The organism is Pseudodesulfovibrio thermohalotolerans, assembly GCF_021353295.2.
Lineage (GTDB): Bacteria > Desulfobacterota > Desulfovibrionia > Desulfovibrionales > Desulfovibrionaceae > Pseudodesulfovibrio > Pseudodesulfovibrio thermohalotolerans.
Window position 1 is genome coordinate 114,002 of record NZ_CP120635.1, and the last position, 21,878, is coordinate 135,879.

The 21,878-nt window shown below is 64.3% G+C and carries 23 protein-coding genes; 11 read left to right on the top strand and 12 right to left on the bottom strand.

The window, feature by feature from the left end:
* Nucleotides 1–6 precede the first annotated feature (6 nt).
* Nucleotides 7–1,629 (bottom strand): glycosyltransferase family 4 protein, encoded by a 1,623-nt coding sequence (locus LF599_RS00590; protein WP_279521879.1) that lies wholly within the window; start codon nucleotides 1,627–1,629, stop codon nucleotides 7–9.
* A gap of 250 nt (nucleotides 1,630–1,879) precedes the next feature.
* On the opposite strand from LF599_RS00590, the gene LF599_RS00595 reads away from it, so the two are divergent.
* The 5 genes from LF599_RS00595 (at nucleotide 1,880) to LF599_RS00615 (ending at nucleotide 6,686) form a co-directional block, all read left to right on the top strand.
* Nucleotides 1,880–3,376, top strand: coding sequence for a sensor domain-containing diguanylate cyclase (locus tag LF599_RS00595; RefSeq protein ID WP_269940738.1), 1,497 nt, complete (start codon nucleotides 1,880–1,882; stop codon nucleotides 3,374–3,376).
* 231 nt (nucleotides 3,377–3,607) lie between these two features.
* Nucleotides 3,608–3,898: a hypothetical protein gene (locus LF599_RS00600; protein ID WP_279521880.1), complete on the top strand. Its 291-nt coding sequence runs from the start codon at nucleotides 3,608–3,610 to the stop codon at nucleotides 3,896–3,898.
* 1 nt (nucleotide 3,899) lies between these two features.
* Complete coding sequence (locus LF599_RS00605; RefSeq protein ID WP_279521881.1) at nucleotides 3,900–5,630, top strand: portal protein; 1,731 nt, start codon at nucleotides 3,900–3,902, stop codon at nucleotides 5,628–5,630.
* Nucleotides 5,623–5,853 (top strand): Bbp19 family protein, encoded by a 231-nt coding sequence (locus tag LF599_RS00610; protein WP_269940740.1) that lies wholly within the window; start codon nucleotides 5,623–5,625, stop codon nucleotides 5,851–5,853. The genes LF599_RS00605 and LF599_RS00610 overlap by 8 nt, the downstream gene beginning before the upstream one ends.
* Entirely contained in the window at nucleotides 5,850–6,686 is an 837-nt protein-coding gene (locus tag LF599_RS00615) for a hypothetical protein (RefSeq protein WP_279521882.1), read from the top strand. Before LF599_RS00610 ends, LF599_RS00615 begins: the two co-directional genes overlap by 4 nt.
* A gap of 117 nt (nucleotides 6,687–6,803) precedes the next feature.
* Here the strand turns inward: LF599_RS00615 and LF599_RS00620 are convergent, their stop codons facing one another.
* The 7 genes from LF599_RS00620 to LF599_RS00650 form a co-directional block, all read right to left on the bottom strand.
* On the bottom strand, nucleotides 6,804–7,019 hold the full coding sequence (locus LF599_RS00620) for a hypothetical protein (RefSeq protein WP_269940743.1): 216 nt from the start codon (nucleotides 7,017–7,019) through the stop codon (nucleotides 6,804–6,806).
* Nucleotides 7,016–7,879 carry an NAD(P)H-hydrate dehydratase gene (locus tag LF599_RS00625; protein WP_269940744.1) on the bottom strand — a complete coding sequence of 288 codons (864 nt, stop codon included), beginning with the start codon at nucleotides 7,877–7,879 and terminating at the stop codon, nucleotides 7,016–7,018. Before LF599_RS00625 ends, LF599_RS00620 begins: the two co-directional genes overlap by 4 nt.
* Nucleotides 7,870–8,418, bottom strand: a complete 549-nt coding sequence (locus tag LF599_RS00630; RefSeq protein ID WP_279521883.1) for a DUF3343 domain-containing protein — start codon at nucleotides 8,416–8,418, stop codon at nucleotides 7,870–7,872. The genes LF599_RS00625 and LF599_RS00630 overlap by 10 nt, the downstream gene beginning before the upstream one ends.
* 2 nt (nucleotides 8,419–8,420) lie before the next feature.
* Nucleotides 8,421–8,639 carry a sulfurtransferase TusA family protein gene (locus LF599_RS00635; RefSeq protein ID WP_269940746.1) on the bottom strand — a complete coding sequence of 73 codons (219 nt, stop codon included), beginning with the start codon at nucleotides 8,637–8,639 and terminating at the stop codon, nucleotides 8,421–8,423.
* Between the two features lie 9 nt (nucleotides 8,640–8,648).
* On the bottom strand, nucleotides 8,649–9,734 hold the full coding sequence (yedE, locus tag LF599_RS00640; protein ID WP_279521884.1) for a YedE family putative selenium transporter: 1,086 nt from the start codon (nucleotides 9,732–9,734) through the stop codon (nucleotides 8,649–8,651).
* Nucleotides 9,735–9,894: 160 nt separating this feature from the next.
* A complete protein-coding gene (locus tag LF599_RS00645) occupies nucleotides 9,895–10,842 on the bottom strand; it encodes a PA2778 family cysteine peptidase (protein WP_279521885.1) in 948 nt (315 codons plus the stop codon).
* Nucleotides 10,843–10,851: 9 nt separating this feature from the next.
* Complete coding sequence (locus LF599_RS00650) at nucleotides 10,852–11,253, bottom strand: PA2779 family protein (RefSeq protein WP_269940748.1); 402 nt, start codon at nucleotides 11,251–11,253, stop codon at nucleotides 10,852–10,854.
* Nucleotides 11,254–11,394: 141 nt separating this feature from the next.
* On the opposite strand from LF599_RS00650, the gene rlmN reads away from it, so the two are divergent.
* Nucleotides 11,395–12,435: a 23S rRNA (adenine(2503)-C(2))-methyltransferase RlmN gene (gene rlmN, locus LF599_RS00655; RefSeq protein WP_279521886.1), complete on the top strand. Its 1,041-nt coding sequence runs from the start codon at nucleotides 11,395–11,397 to the stop codon at nucleotides 12,433–12,435.
* 9 nt (nucleotides 12,436–12,444) lie between these two features.
* Here the strand turns inward: rlmN and LF599_RS00660 are convergent, their stop codons facing one another.
* Nucleotides 12,445–13,260 (bottom strand): hypothetical protein, encoded by an 816-nt coding sequence (locus tag LF599_RS00660; protein WP_279521887.1) that lies wholly within the window; start codon nucleotides 13,258–13,260, stop codon nucleotides 12,445–12,447.
* Between the two features lie 99 nt (nucleotides 13,261–13,359).
* Between LF599_RS00660 and zupT the strand changes: the two genes are divergently transcribed.
* From zupT to LF599_RS00685, 5 genes are all read left to right on the top strand, one after another.
* Entirely contained in the window at nucleotides 13,360–14,190 is an 831-nt protein-coding gene (zupT, locus tag LF599_RS00665) for a zinc transporter ZupT (protein WP_279521888.1), read from the top strand.
* 134 nt (nucleotides 14,191–14,324) lie between these two features.
* On the top strand, nucleotides 14,325–14,606 hold the full coding sequence (locus LF599_RS00670) for a hypothetical protein (RefSeq protein ID WP_269940751.1): 282 nt from the start codon (nucleotides 14,325–14,327) through the stop codon (nucleotides 14,604–14,606).
* 16 nt (nucleotides 14,607–14,622) lie between these two features.
* Nucleotides 14,623–15,468: a deoxyribonuclease IV gene (locus LF599_RS00675; RefSeq protein WP_269940752.1), complete on the top strand. Its 846-nt coding sequence runs from the start codon at nucleotides 14,623–14,625 to the stop codon at nucleotides 15,466–15,468.
* A 100-nt stretch (nucleotides 15,469–15,568) separates the two neighbouring features.
* The gene (locus LF599_RS00680; RefSeq protein WP_279521889.1) at nucleotides 15,569–16,237 is read left to right on the top strand and encodes an HAD family hydrolase; all 669 of its coding nucleotides are present in this window, start codon (nucleotides 15,569–15,571) and stop codon (nucleotides 16,235–16,237) included.
* Nucleotides 16,238–16,314: 77 nt separating this feature from the next.
* On the top strand, nucleotides 16,315–17,427 hold the full coding sequence (locus tag LF599_RS00685) for a DUF362 domain-containing protein (RefSeq protein ID WP_279521890.1): 1,113 nt from the start codon (nucleotides 16,315–16,317) through the stop codon (nucleotides 17,425–17,427).
* Nucleotides 17,428–17,501: 74 nt separating this feature from the next.
* Here LF599_RS00685 and LF599_RS00690 read toward each other — a convergent pair whose 3' ends face one another.
* The 3 genes from LF599_RS00690 to LF599_RS00700 all read right to left on the bottom strand — a co-directional run bounded on the left by LF599_RS00690 (nucleotide 17,502) and on the right by LF599_RS00700 (nucleotide 21,869).
* Nucleotides 17,502–18,407, bottom strand: coding sequence for a TIGR01777 family oxidoreductase (locus LF599_RS00690; RefSeq protein WP_279521891.1), 906 nt, complete (start codon nucleotides 18,405–18,407; stop codon nucleotides 17,502–17,504).
* A 127-nt stretch (nucleotides 18,408–18,534) separates the two neighbouring features.
* Nucleotides 18,535–19,530, bottom strand: coding sequence for an ABC transporter substrate-binding protein (locus LF599_RS00695; RefSeq protein ID WP_279521892.1), 996 nt, complete (start codon nucleotides 19,528–19,530; stop codon nucleotides 18,535–18,537).
* Between the two features lie 146 nt (nucleotides 19,531–19,676).
* The gene (locus LF599_RS00700; RefSeq protein WP_279521893.1) at nucleotides 19,677–21,869 is read right to left on the bottom strand and encodes a sensor histidine kinase; all 2,193 of its coding nucleotides are present in this window, start codon (nucleotides 21,867–21,869) and stop codon (nucleotides 19,677–19,679) included.
* Between the last annotated feature and the right edge of the window lie 9 nt (nucleotides 21,870–21,878).

The window sequence follows — 21,878 nt, forward strand, 5'->3', positions numbered from 1 at the left end:
TTGGGATCACTCCGTGGTTTGCAGAATATCCTGTTTGAGCGCCCACAGAATATGATTTTCGATTCGGCCGGAATCCATGTGGGGCGTCGCCTCTGAAGCCTTGCGTATCAGGGTTGCGCTGTCAACCGGCTTGCGGGCGAAAAAGGCCAGCCTGCGGATCGTCTCCAGGTCTATGGCGTCCTTCAGCCCCGCATACACGTTGGGGAAATCACGGTTTCGGTAAAATGCCTCGCCCGTGCGCCCGATGACCAGTCTCACGCCTCCCTCCAGGGTGCGCGTGGGGTAGTGGGCGAAGAGGCGGCCGTATTCGGGGGCCAGGGGGTGGGCCAGATCGCGCAGGGGCGCGACGTCGACCGGTTCAGTCCACAAGTCGTCCCACAGGGCCGTGTATCGGGCGATGACGACAGGCCAGTCAAACAGGCGGCGCACCCGTTCACGCCCTGCTATTCCCATGGAACGCCTTAGCTCCGGGTCGCGGATGAGTCGGTTCAGCGCGTCGGCCAGGGCCGGAACGTCCACCGCCGTGGCCTGGGCCAGGGCCAGGTGGTAGTGGTTGTCGAAGGTGAGCGGTGCGGCCAGGTCCACGTCCGGGGTCAGCCCCGGTCCCATGGTCGGGATGAGCAGGCCGGTCACGCCGTGCTCCACGATGTCCCGGTAGCCGTCATAGTCGGAGGCCGCCACAGGCAGGCCGAAGGCTCCGGCCTCCACCAGAGTGATGCCGAAGGTCTCCTGCGGGTTGTCCGCGATGGATACGAAGATGTCCGCCTTGCGGAACAACTCCCGCTTGCGCGCCTCGCCGGGCCGGAGCACCACGCTCGTCGGGATGCCCGCGTTGGCGGCCAGGTTGGTCAGGGTGTCGAGGACATGGGTTTCCCGCTCGGCCCATCCCGCCAGGATCAGCTCCACGGATTGCGGGTCCAGCCCGTCTCCCACAAGGCGGTGCAGGGCGCGCACGAGCGGCACCAGGTCCATTTTGGAGTGGTGGGATATCCGCCCGAAGACCAGGATGCGCACCGGCCCCTCTTTCGGCCCGTCGCCCGGGGAGCAGTCCTCGGCGTCCACGCCCAGCGGGATGCGGGAGAGCGTCGGGCCGGGGTGCGTGGTCTCGTCGATGCCGAACCCCTCGCGCAACTGGCGGAAGAAGCCTTCCACGACCCGTTTACCCGCCTCGGAAGTGCAGACGATGGCGTCGCGGCGGGTGGCCCCGGGCCACAGGTGTTGCAGGAACGCCTTGGGATAGCCCGCGTAGCTCAACGAGTGGATGGGGCCGGTGATGGGGAATATCCGTTCGCTCAGCCGGTTGCGCATCCGCGCAAGGAACGGCTGGCTCGTGATGCAGTCCGACAGGTGAAAACAGTGGTAATGCGTACTTTCCAGCCTGCCGGGCAACTCGTCCCGGAGCATGAGCCGCACACGCGCGCTCTCCAGCAAACCGGGCGTGGTGGCTTCCAGGTGCTTTTTCAGCGGAGCCAGGGCGCGTTCGCCAGGCAGGAAGAAATGGTACTCGTCATAGGGATCGGCCCGGAGCAGGGCGTCCAGAAAGGCCGTGTTGGCCACGGTCCGGCCCAGGATCGGGCCGCCCTCGAAAAAGGGGTCGAGCGTTCCCCATATGCGTTTTGTTCCTGTCATATCTAGGTCAAAACCGTTCCCGGAAGGTTTGTCAATGGCCGGTCGCGTCCTTTGGCGGGCAGACTTTTCCGTCCAAATTCCGGCCCTTGGCAAAGTCCTGTAAATTTTAAGCTGTTATATCGTGTAGTTGTATTGCATGGCGGATACCTTTTCCTTTTCGACACGCGGCATGGCCCCGTTTTTGCTCAAACTTTTTGGCGGTGGAAAAAATCGCCAAAGTTTTGACGTCGTAAAGGAGCGTGATGCAGACATGCCTAGACAGTCCATGAAGCGCGGCAGACGGCCGGAACTCATGTGGGGCCTCGGGCTTCCCGAGTCGGTCGTCCGGCAGATCGAGGAGGGCGTGGGGCCCGGCTTTCACGTGCGCAATTTCGCGGACGGGGCCTATCCCGTGGCCCGCGAGCTGGAGCAGGAGGAAAAGCCCTCGGCGGCCTGGATTCCCTGGTCCGTCTGGTCCGGCTTTCCCGAGGCCCGCAGGCAGGAGTATCGTGACCAGGACGAGACCCAGCGCATTCTCATCCGCGACAACGGGGCGGAGCTTGAGATGGACGAGGTCCTGGCCGAAGGGTTTCTTACCGTGGTGGACCTGCCCCTGACCCGGCCCAAGGTCCAGGACGTCATGTTTCGCGCGCGCGAGGTCAAGAGCCTCTATTCCGATATTTACCGGATGACCGAGGAGATCATGCTTGAGCGCGAGCTTTTGGCCCGCAAGACCGACCAGCTCATGTTCCTCAACAAGCTCATGGCCTCGGCCACTGAAAGCCTTGAGGCGGGCACCATCCTGGCCAACGCCAAGGAATCCCTCGGTCTGATCCTGCCCGTGAAGATGCTCCACGCCGCCTTTTGGAGCGTCGGCGCGAACGAGGCCGCCGACGTGGAAATATTTCTCAACGGGAAAATGGCTCCGGCTGTGGAATCCGCCTGGATCGAGCAGATCATGGCCTCTGTCGGCTCCACGGGGGCGGGCGCGGTCAACGGCTTCCAGGTCTCCCATGTGGACCCGGCCCGCAGGCCCGAGTATTCGCTGGCTCCCGACCAGGGCAGGCTCGTGACCATGCCGCTCGCCGCCGGGCACCAGACCTTTGGTTGCCTCGCCCTGCTCTGTGAATCCGGCTACCGGCTCGGCAAGGACCAGGTCGAGACCCTGCGCTCCGCCGTCAACCACATCGGGCTCGCCCTGCGCAACGCGCTGGCCTTCAAGGAGGTCAAGCTCAAGGCCGACCGCGACGGCCTGACCCGGCTCTATAACCGCCGCTCCTTTGACGAGCGGCTGGTCTACGAGATCAAGCGCCGCTCGCGTTATCATCATGATCTTTCGCTGCTCATGGTCGACCTCGATCATTTCAAGGTCGTCAACGACACCTACGGCCACAAGGCCGGGGACATGGTCCTGCGCAAGGTCGGCGAAATTCTGTCCACCGAGTTCCGCACGACCGACCTCGCGGCCCGCTACGGCGGCGAGGAGTTCGTCGTTCTGCTTCCCCATACCAGCGAGGAGTGCGCCTGGAAGCTCGCCGAGCGCGTGCGCGCCGCCATCGAGAACTGTTCCTTCCGCTTCGAGGGCAGGGACTTCGCCATTACCGCCTCCATCGGCGTCGCTTCCGTGGAAGGCGTTTCCCTTTCCTCCACGGACGACGACCTCGTCCTCAAGGCCGACAAAGCCCTGTATCAGGCCAAGAACAACGGCCGGAACATGGTCGTCGTCTCCGGGCACAAGCAGCCGGCCGCCCGCAACGCCGTCCAGTAGGACGGCCCCATAACGCCATGACGGCCCCGCCCGGAGTTTTTCCGGGCGGGGCTTTTTCGTTGTTTGCCGCCGAAGAGGGGGAGTATGGCGCGGCCGCGATCCCCGTCCCCTGTCAAGTTGATTTTTTATACCTCTCAAGCGCTTTTCCCATACATTCGCCGACATTCCGAGGGTGCCGAAAAAAACGGACCTATACTCCTCCCAAACACTTCAACAGGAGGATTTATCGTCATGGGAGGAACCGTAAGTTTGATCGGAAGCATCCTGGGAGGGCTGAACAGCCTGGGGGGAAGCGACAGTTCCGACAGTTCGGACCAGTTGGAAGAGGAGCGTCGGGCGCGGGAGCGCGAGCAGCAGCAAAAGGAGGCCGATGAGCGTCGCCGCGACCGGGAAAAGATTCTGGAGGCGCGGGAGCTGGAGTCCCGGCGCAAGTCGGAGAGTTCGCTTTCCCTCGGCTCAGCGTCGTTGGCGGACGATCCCGAGGTGTCCGCAAAGACGCTGAAGACCAAGTTGGGGGAGTAGCATGGACAGAACAGAACTGGCCCGTTCCCTGCTGAAACGCTTCTCCGGCCTGGAGGAGGCCCGCCGTCCGTGGACCGGTGCTTGGCAGGAACTGTCGGAATACATGCTGCCCCGCAAGAACAGCTTTGTCCCGTCCGGGTCGGGCGCGGCGTGGCAGGGGCGGGCGGGGGACGAGCGCATCTTCGATTCCACGCCCATGCACGCCCTTGAGCTGCTGGCCTCGTCCCTGGGCGGGCTGCTGACCAACCCTTCGCTGCCCTGGTTCGACATCTCGGTGAAGGACCGGGAAACGGGCGATGCGGACGAGGTCCGTGCCTTCATGCAGGAGTCCCGTGAACGGATGGTGGCCTTGTTCAACAGCGAGGACACCGGATTCCAGGCGCACGTGCATGAGCTGTATCTGGATGTGGCCCTGCTCGGCACGGCGGTGATGTACGTGGAGGCGGACCCGACAACCGTGGTCCGTTTTTCGTCCAGGCCGCTCGGCGAGGTCTTCGTGGCCGAGTCGGCGCGCGGCCAGGTGGATACCGTGTACCGCCGCTACGAGCTTACGGCCCGGCAGGCGGTCCAGGAATGGGGCGCGGCCTGCTCGGACGAGACGCTGCGCAAGGGCGAGGACCGGCCCGAGGAGCCCGTGGAGATCCTGCACGCGGTCTTCCCGAGGATGGACCGCGATCCGGCAGGATTCGGCTCGGCCCATTTCCCCTATGCCAGCGTGTATTTGGAGGTGAAGGGCAGTCATGTGCTGGAGGAGAGCGGTTATCTGGAGATGCCGTACATGGTCCCGCGTTGGGCCAAGGCCGCCGGCGAGACCTACGGCCGGGGACCGGGACAGACGGCCTTGTCCGACACCAGGGTTCTCAACGCCATGGCCCGGACCGCGCTCATGGCCGCGGAAAAGATGTCTGATCCGCCGCTCATGGTTCCGGACGACGGCTTTCTCGGTCCGGTGCGTTCGGGGCCGGGCGGGCTGTCCTATTACCGGGCCGGGTCCACGGACCGCATCGAGGCGCTGCCCGTGAACGTGGACCTGCGGGCCGCCGAGGAGATGATGAACGGCCGCCGGGAGTCCATCCGCCGCATATTCCTGTCGGATCAGATAGCCCCGGAAGGCCCGGCGGTCACGGCCACTGAGGCCGTTATCCGCCAGGCGGAGAAGATGCGCGTGCTCGGCCCGGTGCTGGGCAGGCTTCAAACCGAGTTCCTCAGTCCGCTGATCCGGCGGGTCTTCCGCGTCATGTTGCGCGCCGGGGCTCTGCCGCCTTTCCCCGAGGGGCTGTCCCCGAACGATCTTGAAGTCCGCTACACCTCGCCCGTAACCCGTGCCCAGAAGCAGTACGAGGCCCAGGGCCTTTCCCAGGTCATGGAATACCTCGCCCCGCTCGTGGGCGGACAGGACGCCTTCGGCATCATGGACAACTTCGACACGGACCGGGTGGCCCGGCACGTCGCCGAGTTGTTCAACACCCCTTCCGACTACCTCAAGTCCGAGGAGCGCGTGACCGAGGGGCGGGCGCAGAAAGGCCAGGCCGCGAGTTCGGCCCGGCTCGCGGCCACCGTGGCCGATGTCGCGGCCATCGCCAAGACGCTGTCCGAGGTTCGCATGGACCATCCCAGCATCCTGACCGGGGTGTGGTCCCTGCTCACGGGCTCGGCCGGTGCAGGGGTTCCGCCTACAGCCGAATCCGGGGCCGAGTCCGGTCCCGTGGAGCAGGAGGTCCCCCATGCCTGAGGTCAGCCCGCTTGAGCTGCACCGGGCCTACAGGCGGCTTTTCGATTCCGCCGACGGGCGCGTGGTCATGACCGATCTGGAGCGGCGCGGCTGCTTCATGCGGCCCACCTATTCCACGGACCGGGGACGGACCGAATTCAACGAAGGCCGCAGGTCGTTGGTCCTGCACATGAAGCACATGCTTGAACCCGAAAACTTCATCGAGAAGGAGAACAACCGATGATCGAAAAGAACGTGAAGAAATGGCAGATGACCCTGCCCGAGGAATGGACCGTCCACCAGATGGGCGAGGACGGGGTCGAGACGGATATCCCTCTGCGCGACCACCCGGCACTCGCCAAATACGCCACCAAGGACGAGGCCGTTAAGGCTCTGGTCCATGCCCAGCGTATGCTCGGCAAGACCCCGGAAGGGTACGTGCGCGTGCCCGGCGAAGAGGATTCCCCCGAGGACCGGGCCGCCTTCTACGGGGCGTTGGGCAGGCCGGACAAGCCGGACGGCTACGAACTGCCGGACATGGAGCTGCCCGACGGCTTCGAGCTGCGCAAGGACCTTGTCGGCGGCCTGCGGGAGAAGGCCTTCGAGCTGGGGCTGACCCCCGGGCAGGTGACCGGGCTGTACCAATGGTTTCTGCCCCTGGTTCTGGACACCCACCACGCCATGGAGGCCGAGGCGGCCAAACTGCGCGAATCCGAGTTGCAGTCCCTGCGCAACGTGCACCGGGGGGACACTCCTTCCCTGCTCGATTCTGCCCTGCGCGCGGCCGAGGCCGTGGGCGGCGAGGAGTTGCTGGCCGCTTTGGACGCCACGGGCGCGGGCAATCGGGCGGCGGTCATCAGCGCTTTCGCCAAGATCGCGCCTTTGGTCCTGGAGAGCGGCCTGCGCGGTTCGGCCCGAGGCTGGGGCGAGGATCTGAGCATCGAGCGGCTGCGCGAGATGATGCAGGACCCGCGCTACAAGGACCCTGCCAAGCGTGACACCTCCTTCGTCAAAAAGGTGAACCAGGGCTTCGAGTTGCTGTACCCCGGCGACTACGTGCCGGGCAACAGGGTATAGGCGCGGCGGGCGATTCCCGATCGCGATGTGCTATAAAAATGACGGGCCGGGGGCTGTATGCCTCCGGCCCGGAAATATGGGAACTGTCGGAAAATGATCCGGTTCGGCCCCGCTGGATTATGTGTCCTTTTCGGCGGCCGTTTCCAGGTCGCGGAGCAGGGCGTCGAGGTCCAGCCCGTAGCGGGCCGCGGCTTTGGCCACGGTGTCGAACAGGGCCTGGCAGAGAAGGCATTCGCCCGCCTGTTCGTCGCGGGAGTGAAAGACCGCATCAGTGGAAGGATGATGCTGGACCACGTCCAGAAGGGTCATGTCCGGGGTTATGCGGCGGGTCACGGGAGTTCCTCCATGACGCGCTTGAGAGCGTTCGGGATGTGCGGGACCAGCTCCCCGATCTGGGAGGCCGGAGTGGGGCGGGCCGCTTCGCCCGCGTACCGATTGGCCTGGGCCGCCATCTGCGCGGCCTTGGGCGCGGGCAGACCGTATTCCATCAGGGCGCAGGCCATGCCCGTGACCGTGTCGCCCGTGCCGCCCATGGCCTCCATGGCCTCTACGGACGGGCCGGTGATTTCCGCCAGGACGCCGGTGCGGTCCGCGATCCGGTCCGTGCTTCCCTTGACCAGCAGGCAGGTCGCCGCGTTGTCGTGTTCGTAGGCGCGCCGGATCAGCTCGGGTGCGCGATTCTCGTCTTGAAGGATGAAGCCGCGCGTGTAGAACGGGTGCGGAGCCGTCTCGTCCGCGAGAAATGCCAATTCCCCGGCGTCCGGGGTGAACAGGGCGTATTCACCGGCCATGCCGCTCATCTTGGCCGCGTACATGAATCCGGCGTCGGCCACGAGGGCGGGCGGCCCGGCCATGGCCTGGGCGGCCATGAGCACCTTGTTGTGCCAGTCCACGTCGGGCTGGAGATAGTGAAAGGCCAGGGTGGTGCAGGTCCGCGAGGGCAGGACCTCGGTCAGGTGGCGGTAGAGCTCCCGGCTTCCCCGGCCGAGTCCTTCGTCCCCCACCAGCATGGCGTGGGGCGGCTCAATGCCGAGGAAGGCGCAGGCCGAGGCCGCGGCGGCCAGCAGTGCGGGCGTGCCCCGGTCGGGCGGCAGGGCGCGGTCGCCCACCGAGAGCGAGCCGTCGGCCAGGATGGCGGACGCGTCCAGCACGGGTACGGCCGGATCAGGCACTGTGCCGACTATTATGAGCATAGGCGCAGCATCTCCGCGTGTGCCAGCTCCAGGGCGTAGCCGCAAAGGGTGTGGCCGATCTCCCTGGGGGCCGGGGCATTGTCCAGGGTGCGGCCGATGAGTCGGGCCGCGATGTACGGCACGTCGGGGCAGCCGCCGCCGGACACGTTGACGATGGTTCGGGTGGATTTCTCCACGGTAAGTTTCATGTTGGCGGCGCGAACCATGAGGTGGTCGCCGAAATCCTTGATCTGGAACAGGTCCACAGGGGCGAGCAGCGGCCCGGTCACGGGCACGGTCTCCAGCGGTTCGGTCCCGGCCTCGGCCAGGGTGCGCAGGATGTCGAGCTTCTCCATGAGCGGGAACTCCACCACCAGGTCGCACCCCTTCTGAATCTCCGGGGGCGGACCCATGACGCGGATTTCCCGGCCCGACTCCTTGAGCAGCTTTTCGGCCCGGATGACTTCGCTGGTGTGCTCGAAAACGAGCAGGCCCCGGTCCGCGCGCGATTGGCGGCGCGGACCGGAACTCTTTTTCCTGAACAGATCGGTCAGGGCCAAATCTAGCTCCCGAGCAGTTTGAGGCGGTATTCGCCGCCGTCCTCGGTGATGGATTCAACCTTCCAGCCCTTGCCCTGAGCGGCGCGGGCCACGTTTTCCTTGGAAGCCTCGGTGTCCACCAGGACTTCGAGTTCGCCGGAGCCCATGGCCGCTATCTTGGCCAAGGTATCCAGTACCGGCTGGGGGCAGGAGAGGCCCCGTGCGTCGACTATTTCACTCATGATATCCCCCTATGCAGCTTTTTTGCGCATGGTGAAACCGATGAACAGGCAGACGGCCAGGCCGATGAACACGGCGGCGATGCCGTGCGGGCCCACGCCCTTGGGCGAGCTGGCCAGACCGAAGTTGTGGGCGAAACCGGCGCCCACGATCATGCCGAGCACGAACACGGCGGCGTCGCCGTCGCCCTCACCCGCCATGAACAGTTGTCTGCCGGGGCAGCCGCCGGCAAGGGCGAAGCACAGGCCCGCGAGGACCATGCCCATGAAGTTCCACAATCCCTGGGTGTGGGCCACGGGCTGGCCCGCAAAGCCCATGTGGAACTGGCCGAGGACCAGGTTGACCGCGAAGGCCGCCGCGAGCAGGGCCACGACGCCCAAGAGCAGGTGAACCTGTTTGAAGAGGATCAGATCGCGGAAGGCGCCCATGGTGCAGAACCGGCTGCGCTGAGCCAGTATGCCCACCAGCAGGCCGACTGCCAGAGAGATGATCAGGGGCGCGTGCATGGCCCCGGGACCCTTGAGGCTGTAGAAGAGAACCCCGGATTTGGGCTCACCGGAAACCTGCGGGTAGAGGAACATCAGGACAAGAAAACCGGCCATGACGAGGGGCATTATCAGCCCCACGGAGGCGTAGGTCTTTTGGCTGCGGCCCAGGTTGTATCCCTGACGGAAGAACAGAGTGCCGATGCCGATGCCGACAATGAGCCCGGCCAGACCGAGAAGCGCGTTCAGATCGCCGCCCGCCAGCCGCAGGATGGCGCGCCACGGGCAGCCCAGGAAGACCAGGGCTCCGATCATGGCGAACACACCGAGGATGAAGCGGACGATGGGCGCGGAACCGGCCCTGGGCCGGAAGTCTTTGCCCACAAGGGCCGCGCCCAGAGAGCCGAGCACGAAGCCGATGATTTCCGGACGCATGTACTGGACCACGCCCGCCCTGTGCAGCCCCACGGCTCCGGCGATGTCGCGCTCAAAGCAGGCCACGCAGATGCCCATGTTCCCCGGGTTGCCCAGGTATTGCAGCAGCGCGGCAAGAGCGCCGATTACGAGCCCGACGGAAATGATGCCTTTCCGCGAGGCAAAAAAGTTGGTCATACCTCCTCCTTGCGTAATGTAAACAAAAAAAGCCCCCCAATTTCGACATGAAACATAGAGGAATACTACGACTTGAACCAATTCTTTCTATGTGTGTAAAGAATTGGAGCTATAGATTTTATGGATAGTTGACAGGAGGAAGGACGGCGGAGGGGCTCGATCAGGGAGCCGCGCGTTCGATGTCGGACAGGGTCCGACGGAAGGTCTCGATCTGCGGCCCGCCCAGGGAGACGGCCTTGCGCGCGGCTTTGAGAGCCTCGTCGCGGCGGCCGAGTTCGTTGAGGACAAAGGCCAGGTTGTTGAAGGCGATGCCGCTGTCGGGCCTGGCTTCGGCGGCCCGGCGAAAGGCTTCGGCCGAGCCCTTGGCGTCACCTCCGGCGTAGCGGGTGTTGCCCAGTCCGATCCAGGCGTCGTGGCTGTTCGGCCAGCGGATCGCGGCCGAGGCATAGGCTTCCCTTGCGGCGGCGGGCTGTCCGGCCCGCTCCAGGCCCACGGCCCCTTCGAGCCACGGCTTTTCCTCGGCCACGGTGGGCAGGCGGGAAGGCGGCAGAACGAGCAGCCCCCAGAAGTCCGGCCCCCAGGTGTTCTCGAAGACCCTCCAGGGGGTGCGTTTCATCCGCGTCGGCCCGGAGTTGAGGATTACCTCGCCGGTTTCCCGGTCCAGGCCCACGACCACGGCGTAGTGCCAGACCGGATACCAGGAAAGGCCGAGATTCTGCAGCACGACCACCGGGACGCCTTCGGCGATTTCGGCGGAAAGGCTGTCCGCGCCATGGATGACGTAGGCCATGCGTCCGCGGCGTCGGGCGGCGGTAATCATGTCGGGCTGGATGCTGCCCTTGCGCGACGGTGTGTAGACCTGGGAAGTCAGCTCGTCGGGAAGTACGGGCAGGCCGCTCCAGGTCATGGCCATGGCCAGGGCGGCAGGGCCGCACTGGTATTCCTCCTGGGCATAGAAGGGCACGCCGTGGACGCGGTTCAGGGGGTCGCCAGAGGGCGAGGGAGGCATGACGCCTCCGTAGAGGCTGCATCCCGCTGCCAGGGCAAGGAGCAGCAATGCGAGACAGGCGGCGGCCTTTTGGCCGCCGCCCGAAATCTGGTCAGGCATGGGGACGGGCTAGTTCGCCTTTTTCACGAATGGGAAGACGTCCGTGGCCCCGGTCATGTCGGTGATGAGCAGGATGATGAAGACCAGGACCGCCGCGCCGATCAGAACGCCGAAGAATCCGCCGCCTGCGGGCATGTCGCCCACCTGTTCCACGATGCGGTTGATCTCGGCGTCGGACAGGGCGTCAACGCGCTGTTCGACCTCGGCAACGGTCAATCCCTTGTTCTCCAGGATGCGCCGCACGTCGTCACGCTGCAACTGCGCCTTGACGAAAGCTCGATTTTCCACGTTGTGGGTGGCCGACATGGATGCCTCGGTGGAGACGAGTCCCGCTCTGGCCGAGGCAACGTTCAAGGTGAGCAAGCAAAGAACTACCGTCAAACAGACTAATGATTTGAATTTACAGCGCATTTATTGTGTCCCTCCAGATTTTGACATGTCAACGCCTAGTAATAATATAGCTCAAGAGGGGAACCTTGGCAAACGGAAGCTGGTCGGCATCGGGCCACGCCGCTCTTGACACCGCTTGCCGATCTCCTGCAAGGAACGGCCATGCACAATCTTATAGAGCTGAACAAGAACGATCTTGAGGCCTTTGTGGCTGAGGACCTGAAGGAGCCGCGCTACCGGGCGGAACAGATATGGCAGTGGCTGTGGCAGAAACGCGTGCGCGACGTGGAAGCCATGACCAACCTGTCCAAGCCTCTCCGCGAGAAGCTCGCCTCTTTGGCGGTCATTGCCTGGCCCGAGATAGCCAGGGTGGCCGAGAGCAGCGACGGGACCATCAAATTTCTGCTCAGGCTCGGCGACGGCAAGCTCATTGAGACCGTGCTCATCCCCATGCAGGACCGCTACTCCCAGTGTCTGTCCACGCAGGTGGGCTGCGCCATGGCCTGCACCTTCTGCAACACCGGGCAGCTCGGCTTCGAGCGCAACCTGACCTACGGCGAGATCATGGGTCAGATCCTGGTGGGCCGCCAGTACCTTGAGGACCAGGGGATGAACCCTCTCAAAAATCTCGTGTTCATGGGCATGGGCGAGCCCCTGCTCAACCTGGACACCCTCATCAGGGTTCTGACCGACCTGCCGTGCGAGCGTGGGCTGTCCCTGTCCTGGCGGCGGTCCATGGTTTCCACCGTGGGCTTTCCCGACAAGCTCAAGATTCTGGGCGATCTGGAAATAGCCCTGCCCGCCATCTCCCTGCACGCCCCCACCCAGGAGCTGCGCGCCCGGATCATGCCCAAGGCGGCCAAGGTCCATCTCGACGACCTCATGGCCGCGCTCGAAGCCTATCCCATGCGGCCGCGCGAGCGGATCACCTTCGAATATCTGCTGCTCAAGGACGTCAACGACTCCATGGAGCACGCGGACCAGTTGGCGAAGCTCATCGACCGCAAGAAGGGGAAGATCAACCTCATTGCCTACAACGCCACCGAAGGGATGCCCTACGGCGCGCCGGATCGGGAAAGGGTCGAGGCGTTCGAGAAGCGGCTGTGGGGCCACGGCCTGACCGCCTTCATCCGCCGCTCCATGGGCGCGGACATCAAGGCGGCCTGCGGCCAGCTCAAGGCCGACACCGTCGGGAAGGGCTAGGCGGCCCGGTCAGCGGTCGATGCCGTGCTTCCGGCGGATGGAATCCACCAGCTCGGTGCGGGTCTTCATGAATTCGTCGAACTCCCTGAGGATCAGGGGGTGGTCGATGGTGGACAGGTGATAGTGCCCCGTAGCGTGCGGCAGGTCGGGGTCGAAGACCAGCTTGTCCTTGTACCCCCTCTCTTCGAGCAGATGGCTCGCCACCATGAGGTTGGTGTAGACGCCGTCCACCCGGTCTCTGATTCCCTTGCCCAGCAGGCCTGACACGGAGACGTTTTCCGAGACCTTCATGGCGTCCTTGTCCACGGGCGGGACGAGCAGCCACGGCTTGAGCCCGGCGATGACCCCCAGGGTCTTGATGGCCTCCATGCCCTTGCCCAGGTTCTCGGGCTTTACGAGAATGCCGTCGGTGTATTCGCAGACCGGGACGGAATAGAAAATCTTGATTCCCTTGCGTTTGGACCTGTTCCACTCCTCGCAGTCCGGGAATTTCAGGTCCAGCGTGCGGGTGTCCAGAAATTCCTGGTAGAGCCGCTTAACGGGCAGGGCCACGTAGACCATGGTGTAGCCGTGCTCGATGCCGAAAGAGTCCAGGAGGTCTCGGGCGAAGCCTTCGTAGCCGCCCTGTCGGAAGGAGCCGTACGGCGGATAGTCGATGCGCTCCACGCCCACGGTCAGGCAGGGGCGTTCGGCCAGCGCCGGTCCCGCGGGCTGGAGCAGAAGGCAGAGGAAAAGGCAAAGCAGGGCGATCCGTCCGAAGGAGGTTCTTCGGAACTGTTCCGACGCGGTACGCGGGGCGTGGCGATGGGCTGGACGGTTGGGCATTTTTTTCGGTCTTGTTGCTCGCTCGGGCAGAGGTTCGGTATGAGATACCCTTAAACCCGGCGGGTGACAATGCCTCCCGTTCTATTATATGTACCCGTCATGGATACGCAAACCATTGTCTACGCCTTCGGGCTGACGCTGTTCGCCGGATTGTCCACGGGCATCGGCTCGGCCATCGCCTTTTTCGCCCGCCGGACCAACACCAAGTTCCTCTCTCTGGCCCTGGGGTTCTCCGCCGGGGTCATGATCTACGTTTCCTTCGTGGAGATTCTGGTCAAGGCGCGGGACGCCCTGGCCACGGAGCTGGGCGACGTGAGCGCGGCCTGGGTGACGGCCCTGTCCTTTTTCGGGGGCATCGCGTTCATCGCGCTTATCGACAACTTCGTGCCGAGTTACGAGAACCCCCACGAGATGCACTCCATCGAGGAGATGGAGGAGGGGCTGGAGAATCTGCCCCGGAACGAGGCGCACGACTTCGACCGGCTGAAGCGTACGGGCGTGTTCGCGGCCGTGGCCATCGCCATCCACAACTTCCCCGAGGGGCTCGCCACCTTCACGGCGGCCCTGACCGATCCCGCGCTTGGCCTGGCCATCGCCGTGGCCATCGCCATCCACAACATTCCCGAGGGCATCGCGGTTTCCATTCCGCTGTATTACGCCACCGGCGACCGCCGGAAGGCGTTTTTCTATTCCTTCCTGTCCGGCTTGTCCGAACCCGTGGGCGCGCTTATCGGCTATTTGGTCCTGTTGCCGTTTTTCACCCCCGTGGTGTTCGGCGTGCTGTTCGCGGGCGTGGCCGGGATCATGGTCTTTATCTCCCTGGATGAGCTTCTTCCCGCCGCCGAGGAGTTCGGCGAGCACCATCATTCCATCTACGGCCTGGTGGGCGGGATGGCCGTCATGGCCCTGTCGCTCCTGCTTTTTCTGTAGGAACCGCGCGGCTTGCCCGCCCTGAACGGCATTCGGGAACGCCCGGAATGCGGGGGTTGCCATCCCTCAACTACATAGGTATGGGTAGCGCCAGCCGCCGAAAAGCAGCGGAAATCATATATCAGGAGTGCATCATGGCAGCCACCGTGGACGAAATCACCATCAATTATTCCGAGGACAACCAGCTCATCGTCAAGGAGCTGGACAAGGTCATCCTCTCCAAGGGCGCCTGGACCACCATCGTGTTCCGCTACCAGGAACTCAACCGGGCCAAGGGCGAATACGGTCCGGACAAGTATACCATCCGCCGCTACCAGAAGGTCGACGGCACCTACCGTCCCAAGTCCAAGTTCAACATCTCCTCCCAGGCTCAGGCGCAGAAGATCGTCGAGGCCCTGGGCGGCTGGATCGAATAGGGGAGCCTTCCGTTCCATGTTTCTGGGCGCGCATATGTCCATCGCCGGGGGCCTGCACATGGCCTTCGAGCGGATCATGCGGGTGGAGGGCACGGCCCTGCAGATATTCACCCGCAACCAGCGGCAGTGGAAGATTCCCGCGCTGACCGAGTACGACGCGAAACTGTTCGCGGCGGCCTGGTCGCGTTGGGGCGACTATCCCATTGCGGCCCACGACTCCTATCTCATCAATCTCGCCTCGGACAAGGAGGACCAGCTCAATCGTTCGGTCCTGGCCTTTGCCGAGGAACTCAAGCGTATCGAAATCCTGGCTGTTCCGTTCCTCGTGACCCATCCGGGTTCCCATCTGGGCGCGGGCGTCGAGGTCGGGGTACGTCGTTACGCGGCCAACCTGGACCGGGCCATCGAGCTTTCCGGTACGAAAAAGGGCCTGGTCCTGTTGGAGACAACGGCCGGGCAGGGCACCAACCTCGGGTCCACCTTCGAGGAGCTGGCGGCCGTCATCGAGGCCTCTGCCCATCCGGACCGGATCGGGGTCTGTTACGACACCTGCCATACCTTTGCCGCCGGGTACGACATTCGGACCCCGGAGACATATGCGGCCACCTTCGACGCCTTTGACCGCGTCATCGGCCTGGACCGTCTCAAATTCTTCCACCTGAACGACTCCAAGAACGGGCTCGGCTCCCGCAAGGACCGGCACGAGCACATCGGCCAGGGCGAGATCGGCGTGGAGGGGTTTCGCAATCTCATGCGCGACCCGCGTTTCGCGGACGTTCCCAAGACCCTGGAGACCCCCAAGGCGGAGGACCTTCAGGACGACGTCCGCAACCTGACCCTGTTGCGCGAACTGGCAAAATAGTCTTTCATACCCGGAACACCGGCCCCGGATATCGCTTCGCCGTGCGCGGAGCGGATCGGAAAAGTTGAGCAAGGGGCGGGACACAAGGGAGGCAATCCGTTTGCGCAGACTCGACGCCATCATATTCGACTTCGATGGAACGCTGGCCGACGTGCCGCTGGACTTCGACTTCATGAAGACCAAGATCGCGGCCCTGGGCGAGGTGTTCATGGACGAGCGCCCGGTGCCGGACGGCACGCCCGCCCTGGAGTGGCTGGATCGGCTTTCGGCGCAGGTCATGGAACGCGACCGCGACGAGGGCATGGAGTTCCTGTCGCGCGGGCGGCTGGTCATCGCGGCCATGGAGCTGGACGCGGCCCGTGACGGCTGCCTGTACGAGTTCACCCGGCCTGTGCTCGACGACCTCAAGGCGCGCGGCGTGGCTCCGGGCGTCATTTCCCGTAATATTTCAGCGGCCATCAGGAAGGTCTTTCCTGACATTGAGGAACACTTGCAGGTCTTCATCCCCAGGGAGAGCGCGGACCGGCTCAAGCCGGACCCGGCGCACCTGCTGCAAGCCCTGGAGCGCATCGGCGTGGAGCCCGGGCGGGCGCTCATGGTGGGCGACCACCCCATGGACGTCGAAACCGGCAAGCGGGCCGGGGCCATGGCCGCGGGCGTGACCACCGGCCGCATCGGCGCCGAAGGATTCGCTCACCTTGAGCCGGACTTCGTGGCCTCGGATGTCGCCGCGCTCATGAGCGAGCTGAAGCGGTCTGGGCTTATCTGATCTGATTCGGTCTTCCAAACAGCCGTACCCGCGTGCTAGAGTGCATGTTGTTGAACCTGCAACAAGGATGTCTTTCCATGGCTTCAAAGGTCTATTTCTGGAATTTGCGGGCCTCGTCCAAGGCCCCGTTCGGCAAGAGGATGCGCAGCGTGCTCAAGGCCGCCAAGGCCGACAAGATGATCGGCGAGGGCGATCTGGCCGCCGTCAAGCTGCATTTCGGCGAGGAGGGCGTGACCGGCTTCCTGCGTCCCCTGTGGGTCAAGCCGATCCTGGATTTCATCGCCGAGGCCGGGGGCAAGCCGTTTTTGACCGACGCCTCGACCCTGTACGTGGGCCAGCGCGGCGAGGCCGTGTCGCACTCCATGTGCGCGGCCCGGCACGGTTGGGACCCGCTGGTGCTCGGCGCGCCCGTGGTCATCGCCGACGGCCTGCGCGGCGAGTTCGAGACCGCCGTGCCCGTCAAGGGCAGGCATCTGGACGAGGTCTACATCGCCGGAGCCATTGCCGAGGCCGATTTCCTGGTTTCGGTCAATCACTTCAAGGGGCATGAGCTGGCCGGATACGGCGGCGCGCTCAAGAACATCGGCATGGGCGCGGCCTCCAAGAAGGGCAAGATGCAGCAGCATTTCTCCACCGGCCCGATCATCAATCCCGACAACTGTCAGGCCTGCGAGGCGTGCCTTCGCGCCTGCAAGACCGGCGCGCTCTACATGGACGAGGTCACGGGCAAGGTGGCCCTGGACCCGGAAAAGTGCGTGGGTTGCGGCGGCTGTTTCGTGGCCTGCCGCCATGGCGGACTCGCCGTGGACTGGAAGGTGGGCGTCCAGGACTTCCTGGAGCGGATGATGGAGTATTGCAAGGGCGTGTTTGCCACCAAGCGCACCCCGTGCCTGCATGTCAATTTCGTCATGGATGTGGTGCCGGACTGCGATTGCGTGGGCTTCACCGACGCTCCCATCTGTCCGGATATCGGCGTGCTGGTCAGCTTCGACCCCGTGGCCGTGGATCAGGCCTCCATGGACCTGGTCAGCGAGGCCCCGCCGCTCTACCCGAGCCAACTGCCTTTTGGCGTCACACCCGGACAGAACAAGTTCCTGGCCATTCATCAGCATGTGCCCGAGGACTTCGGCCTGGCCTATGCCGAGGAACTCGGCCTGGGCTCCCGCGAGTACGAGCTGATAAGCCTGTAGAAGACCGCTTATGAAAGGCCCCGGTCCGGCATTCTCGCCGGACCGGGGCCTTTTTGTGTTTTGGGCGGGAAAAACTAGCGAAGCACGTTGCGCAGGGCGTCCTCAAGCTCCGGGAACTCGAATTCGAATCCCGCCTGGGTCAGCCGCTCGGGGAGGACGAACTGGCCGGAGAGCAGCAGTTCGTCGGCCATTTCGCCGAAGAGGAGCCGCAGGGCAAAGGCGGGGACTGGGGTTTTGTACGGCTTGTTGAGGACGGTGCCGAGAATGTGGGCGAACTTGCGGAAGTTGACCGGCACCGGGGCGCAGAGATTGTAGGGGCCGCTCGCGTCGGGGTTTTCCATCAGGAAGCGGATGGCCCGGACCTCGTCGCGGAGATGTATCCAGGAGACACCTTGGAGGCCTGTGCCCGGATGGCCGCCGAGGTAGCGCCGGAAGGACGGGAGCATTTTCGGCAGCGCGCCGCCGTGGCCGAGCACCATGCCGGTGCGGATGACGCAGCGGCGGGTGCCTTTTTGCTCAAGGCCCGCCGTGGACGCCTCCCATTGGCGGGCCACGTCGGCCAGGAAGCCGGTGCCGGGCTCGGTGTATTCGTTCACGGGCGTGGAGCCGCGCGGTCCGTAATAGCCCACGGCCGAGGCCTGGATGAGCACGCCGGGCGCGGCGTTCGCCTGTTCCACGGCCTGATTGATGCGTTCACCGGCCTTGAGTCTGCTTTCGAGGATGCGCCGCTTGCGTTTGGCGGTCCAGCGTCCGGCGGCGATGTTCTCCCCAGCCAGATTGACGACGGCCGTGTCCGGGCCGAGCACGTCGGTCCAGCCCCCGTTGTCCCAGGGCATACCAATGACGCCGCCGTTTTCGAATACGGAGGCGACCTTGCCCGGATTGCGCGACAGGATGAGAATTTCCCAGCCGTGCTCTCGCAGTTCGCGGACCAGTTCCCTGCCGATGAAGCCGGTTCCCCCGGCGATGATAGCGCGCACGTGTTCCTCGCTTTGATGGCAATTGCCGTTAGTCGGACCTATCCGCAGAGCAGGTTAGCACGTGTCGGCTGTTTTTGCCAGACACTAAAAGAATATTAGGGAGTTGGAGGCGTCGGAGCGGCCGGGCTCAATCCACGAGCAGGATCGGCGTGTCGGTTTCCATGAGGCTTTCCGGCAGCTTGATGCCCCATCGTCGCAATTCGTGGCGGCTGAATATGAACTGTCCGGCCGTGGGGGTCACGGGATAGAGGCTGCTCGGTTTCGCGCCCGCGAGTATCTGCAGGACCAGGTCGGCCGCCGCTTCGCCCTGCGGCCTCGCGGAATTGACCAGTCCGCCCACGGTTTTGCCCCGGCCCACGGCGAAATCCCAGTACCCGAAGATCGGCAGCGGCGTGTGGGCTGATGTCCAGGCCATGACCTCCTCGCTCGGGACGTAGTTGCCGTCGTCGTCGGTCAGGTTGTGGTAGAGCCCCATCAGGATGATGTCGTACCCCCGTTCCTTGGACCGCAGGACCGCATCCCGCCACTGCGTGAATGTGCAGAGGAGCTTGACGTCCGCCACCGTGTCCCCGACGTGCAGCGAGGTCCTGTCCTTGAAGACCGAGTCCAGGATGACCCTCGCGGTCTGGCCGGAATCGAAGAGGAGCAGACTTTGTTTGAGGGACGGCCCCAGGATTTCCCTGAGGAACATGAGCGAGCGCTTGTACAGCGGGCGTTCCAGGACGCCTGTGACCGCTTCGAGCCCGCCGAGGTATTCCCTCGGGTTTTGGTTTACGCCCAGGAAGACCAGGGGAATGCCTTTGTCCATGGCCCGCCGCCCCAGAAGTTTGACCGCGTTGTCGTCGGCCAGGACCAGAACGTCCGGTGGATCGGAGAGGATTTTTCGCCAGACCTGTTCCGCGGCGGCCTGGTGCGTTTCGGGCGGCGTCCTTTTCGTGTCGAGATAGAAGAAGGCGAGCCGGGCCGTTTCCGCGAGCCTGTCCTGAAGGGCGTCGTTGTGTCCTTCAACCCAGAGGTATCCGGCGTGGTAGCTGTTGACCACCGCCACGAGAGGCTTGCCCGCCTCGGCCGGGCGCGACGTCAGGAGCAGTATGCAGCAAAAGGCAGCAAGGATGAAACGCACGGGTGATCCTTGTCGGTTTCCGAAGGGCGCGCATTATGCGGGCCTTCGGGTACTTCATTACCATACCTTGATTGGCTGAACAACATCGTCCCGGATGATCCTGCCAGCGCCTCGGGCGGTGAGACCGGCCGGGCGGGGAAAAGGGATCAGGCGTCGTGCAGCTCGATGATGAAGACCGTGCCTTTGGGGTGGTTGGAGGCGGCGCGGACCATGCCGCCGTGGTCCGAGATGATGGACCGGACGATGGTCAGTCCCAGGCCGGTGCCGCCCTTTTTCTCGGTGTAGTACGGCTCGAACATGCGCGAGGAATCCTTGGGCAGCCCCGGGCCGTTGTCGGCCACGGAGATGGTCACGGTGCCCGCGTCCTTGTCGTGGGTGGCGGTGATCTGGACTTCCGCGCCCCGGGTGTCCTTCAGGGCCTCCGCCGCGTTGGTGAACAGGTTGATGAGCACCTTGCGGATGCCTTCGCGGTCAAAGGGAAATTCGTCGATGGGCGTGGAGAAGGACAGATCCCACCGTATCTTGCGGTGGGTGTTGGCGAACATGGCCGTGACTTCCTCCAGGAGCGGGGCGAGCTGGTCGGGCCGGGGCTGGACTTCGGGCAATTGGGCGTAGGCCGAGAACTCGGTGACCATGTTCTGGAGCCGCTCCACCTGGTTGACGATCAGGCCGGTGCATTCGTCGAAGGTTCCCTCGCCGATGCGTTTGCCGTATTTGCGTTGCAGCCGTTGGGCCGACAGCTTGATGGGCGTGAGCGGGTTCTTGATCTCGTGGGCGATGCGCCGGGCCACCTCGCGCCAGGCGGCGAGCCGCTGAATCTTTTCAAGCTCGGTGATGTCCTCGAACACGGCAACGTGGCCCGCGTCGCGTCCGCCCACGTTTTTGAGCGAGACCACGCTGACCAGGACCTTGATGAGCTTGCCCCGCACGGGCAGGTCGAGCTGGCGCTGCCAGACCCCGCCGGGCTTGTTGGACAGTTGGGTCAGGGCCTCTTCGACCATGTTGGAGAAGTCGCCGGACAGGAGGCGGAACGGGACCTTGCCGATGAGATATTCGCCGGGGATGCCGAGAATGTCCTCGGCCGCGGTGTTCACCGTGCCGATGCGGCCTTCGGCGTCCATGGAGATGACGCCGGAAGTGATGTTGTTGAGCACGGCCTCGATGTACTGGCCGCGCCGCTCCAGCTCCTGGTTCTGCTGGGCCAGCCGCTCGTTGGCCTGCTGTACGGAGTTCTGGCTCTGCTCCAGGTCTTCGGCCATGCGGTTGAAGGACTGGACCAGGAAGCCGAGTTCGTCGTCCGAGCGGTCCTCCAGGCGCACGGACAGGTCGCCCCGCCCGATGCGCTCCGTGCCCGCGGCCAGGGCCTGGACCGGGGCGGAAAGTTCCTTGGCCAGCCGGAACCCGAACCAGATGGCCCCGAGGATGATGAGCAGGGCCATGACCCCGAGTGTCAGATAGAGGTTCATCTTCCACGGGTATTTGCGGGTCTTGAGCTTCTTGTATTCGTCGAGGCCGCGCACGATCTGGTCGAGGCGGTGCAGCAGTCCCTGGCCAACGGTTTCGCCGACGACCAGATAGCCGGTCCTGCCCTCGTCGACCGGGGTCACGCCCAGGACCAGGTCGGAGCCCGGCTTGGGGATGATGGTCGTCCAGGAGCGAGGGTCGGCGCGCAGGGACTGCCAGTCGATCTTCTCCTTGATCTCGGGCCAGGCCTGGCTCCATTGGGATGTGGCGTGGGTGTTCTGTTCGTTGCCCTCGGGGGTGATGACGCCCACCAGACTCAGGTCGTATTCGTCGAACTTCCGGCTCAGGTAGCGGTCCATGGCCTTGCCGCCCCAGGCGAACTGGGAGTCGATGATGTCCTTGATCATGACCGCGCCGCGCCGTTCGAGGCGGTCCTGGGCCGAGCCGTAAAAGGCCCGTCCGAGTTCCAGGGCCTGTTCCATGGATTCTTCCACTTGGCCCTTGAACCAGTAATCCACGGAGGTCTGTACGAACTTCACCGAGACCAGATAGATGAGCGCGGTGGGGATGAGCGAGAGGGAGATGAAGGCGAGCACCAGCCGCGTGCGCAGCTTGGAGCCCAGCACTCTGCGCCTGCGTTCAAGGATCAGCCGCACCGCGTTGCGGGCCACATAGAAGAGCATGGCCAGCAGGAAGACCACGTTCAGGATGAGCAGGTTGAGAATGAGATAGTAGTCGCCGCTCAGGTACTTGAGCTCGGCCCAGGTCAGCCCGGCGATGAGCACGATGAAGACCAGGGCGATGATGTACTCGCGCCGGTGCCGCCTCTGGTCCCTGCGGCTTGTGGAACTGATGCGGATCGGGTCGGGCGTCACGGGTCGGCC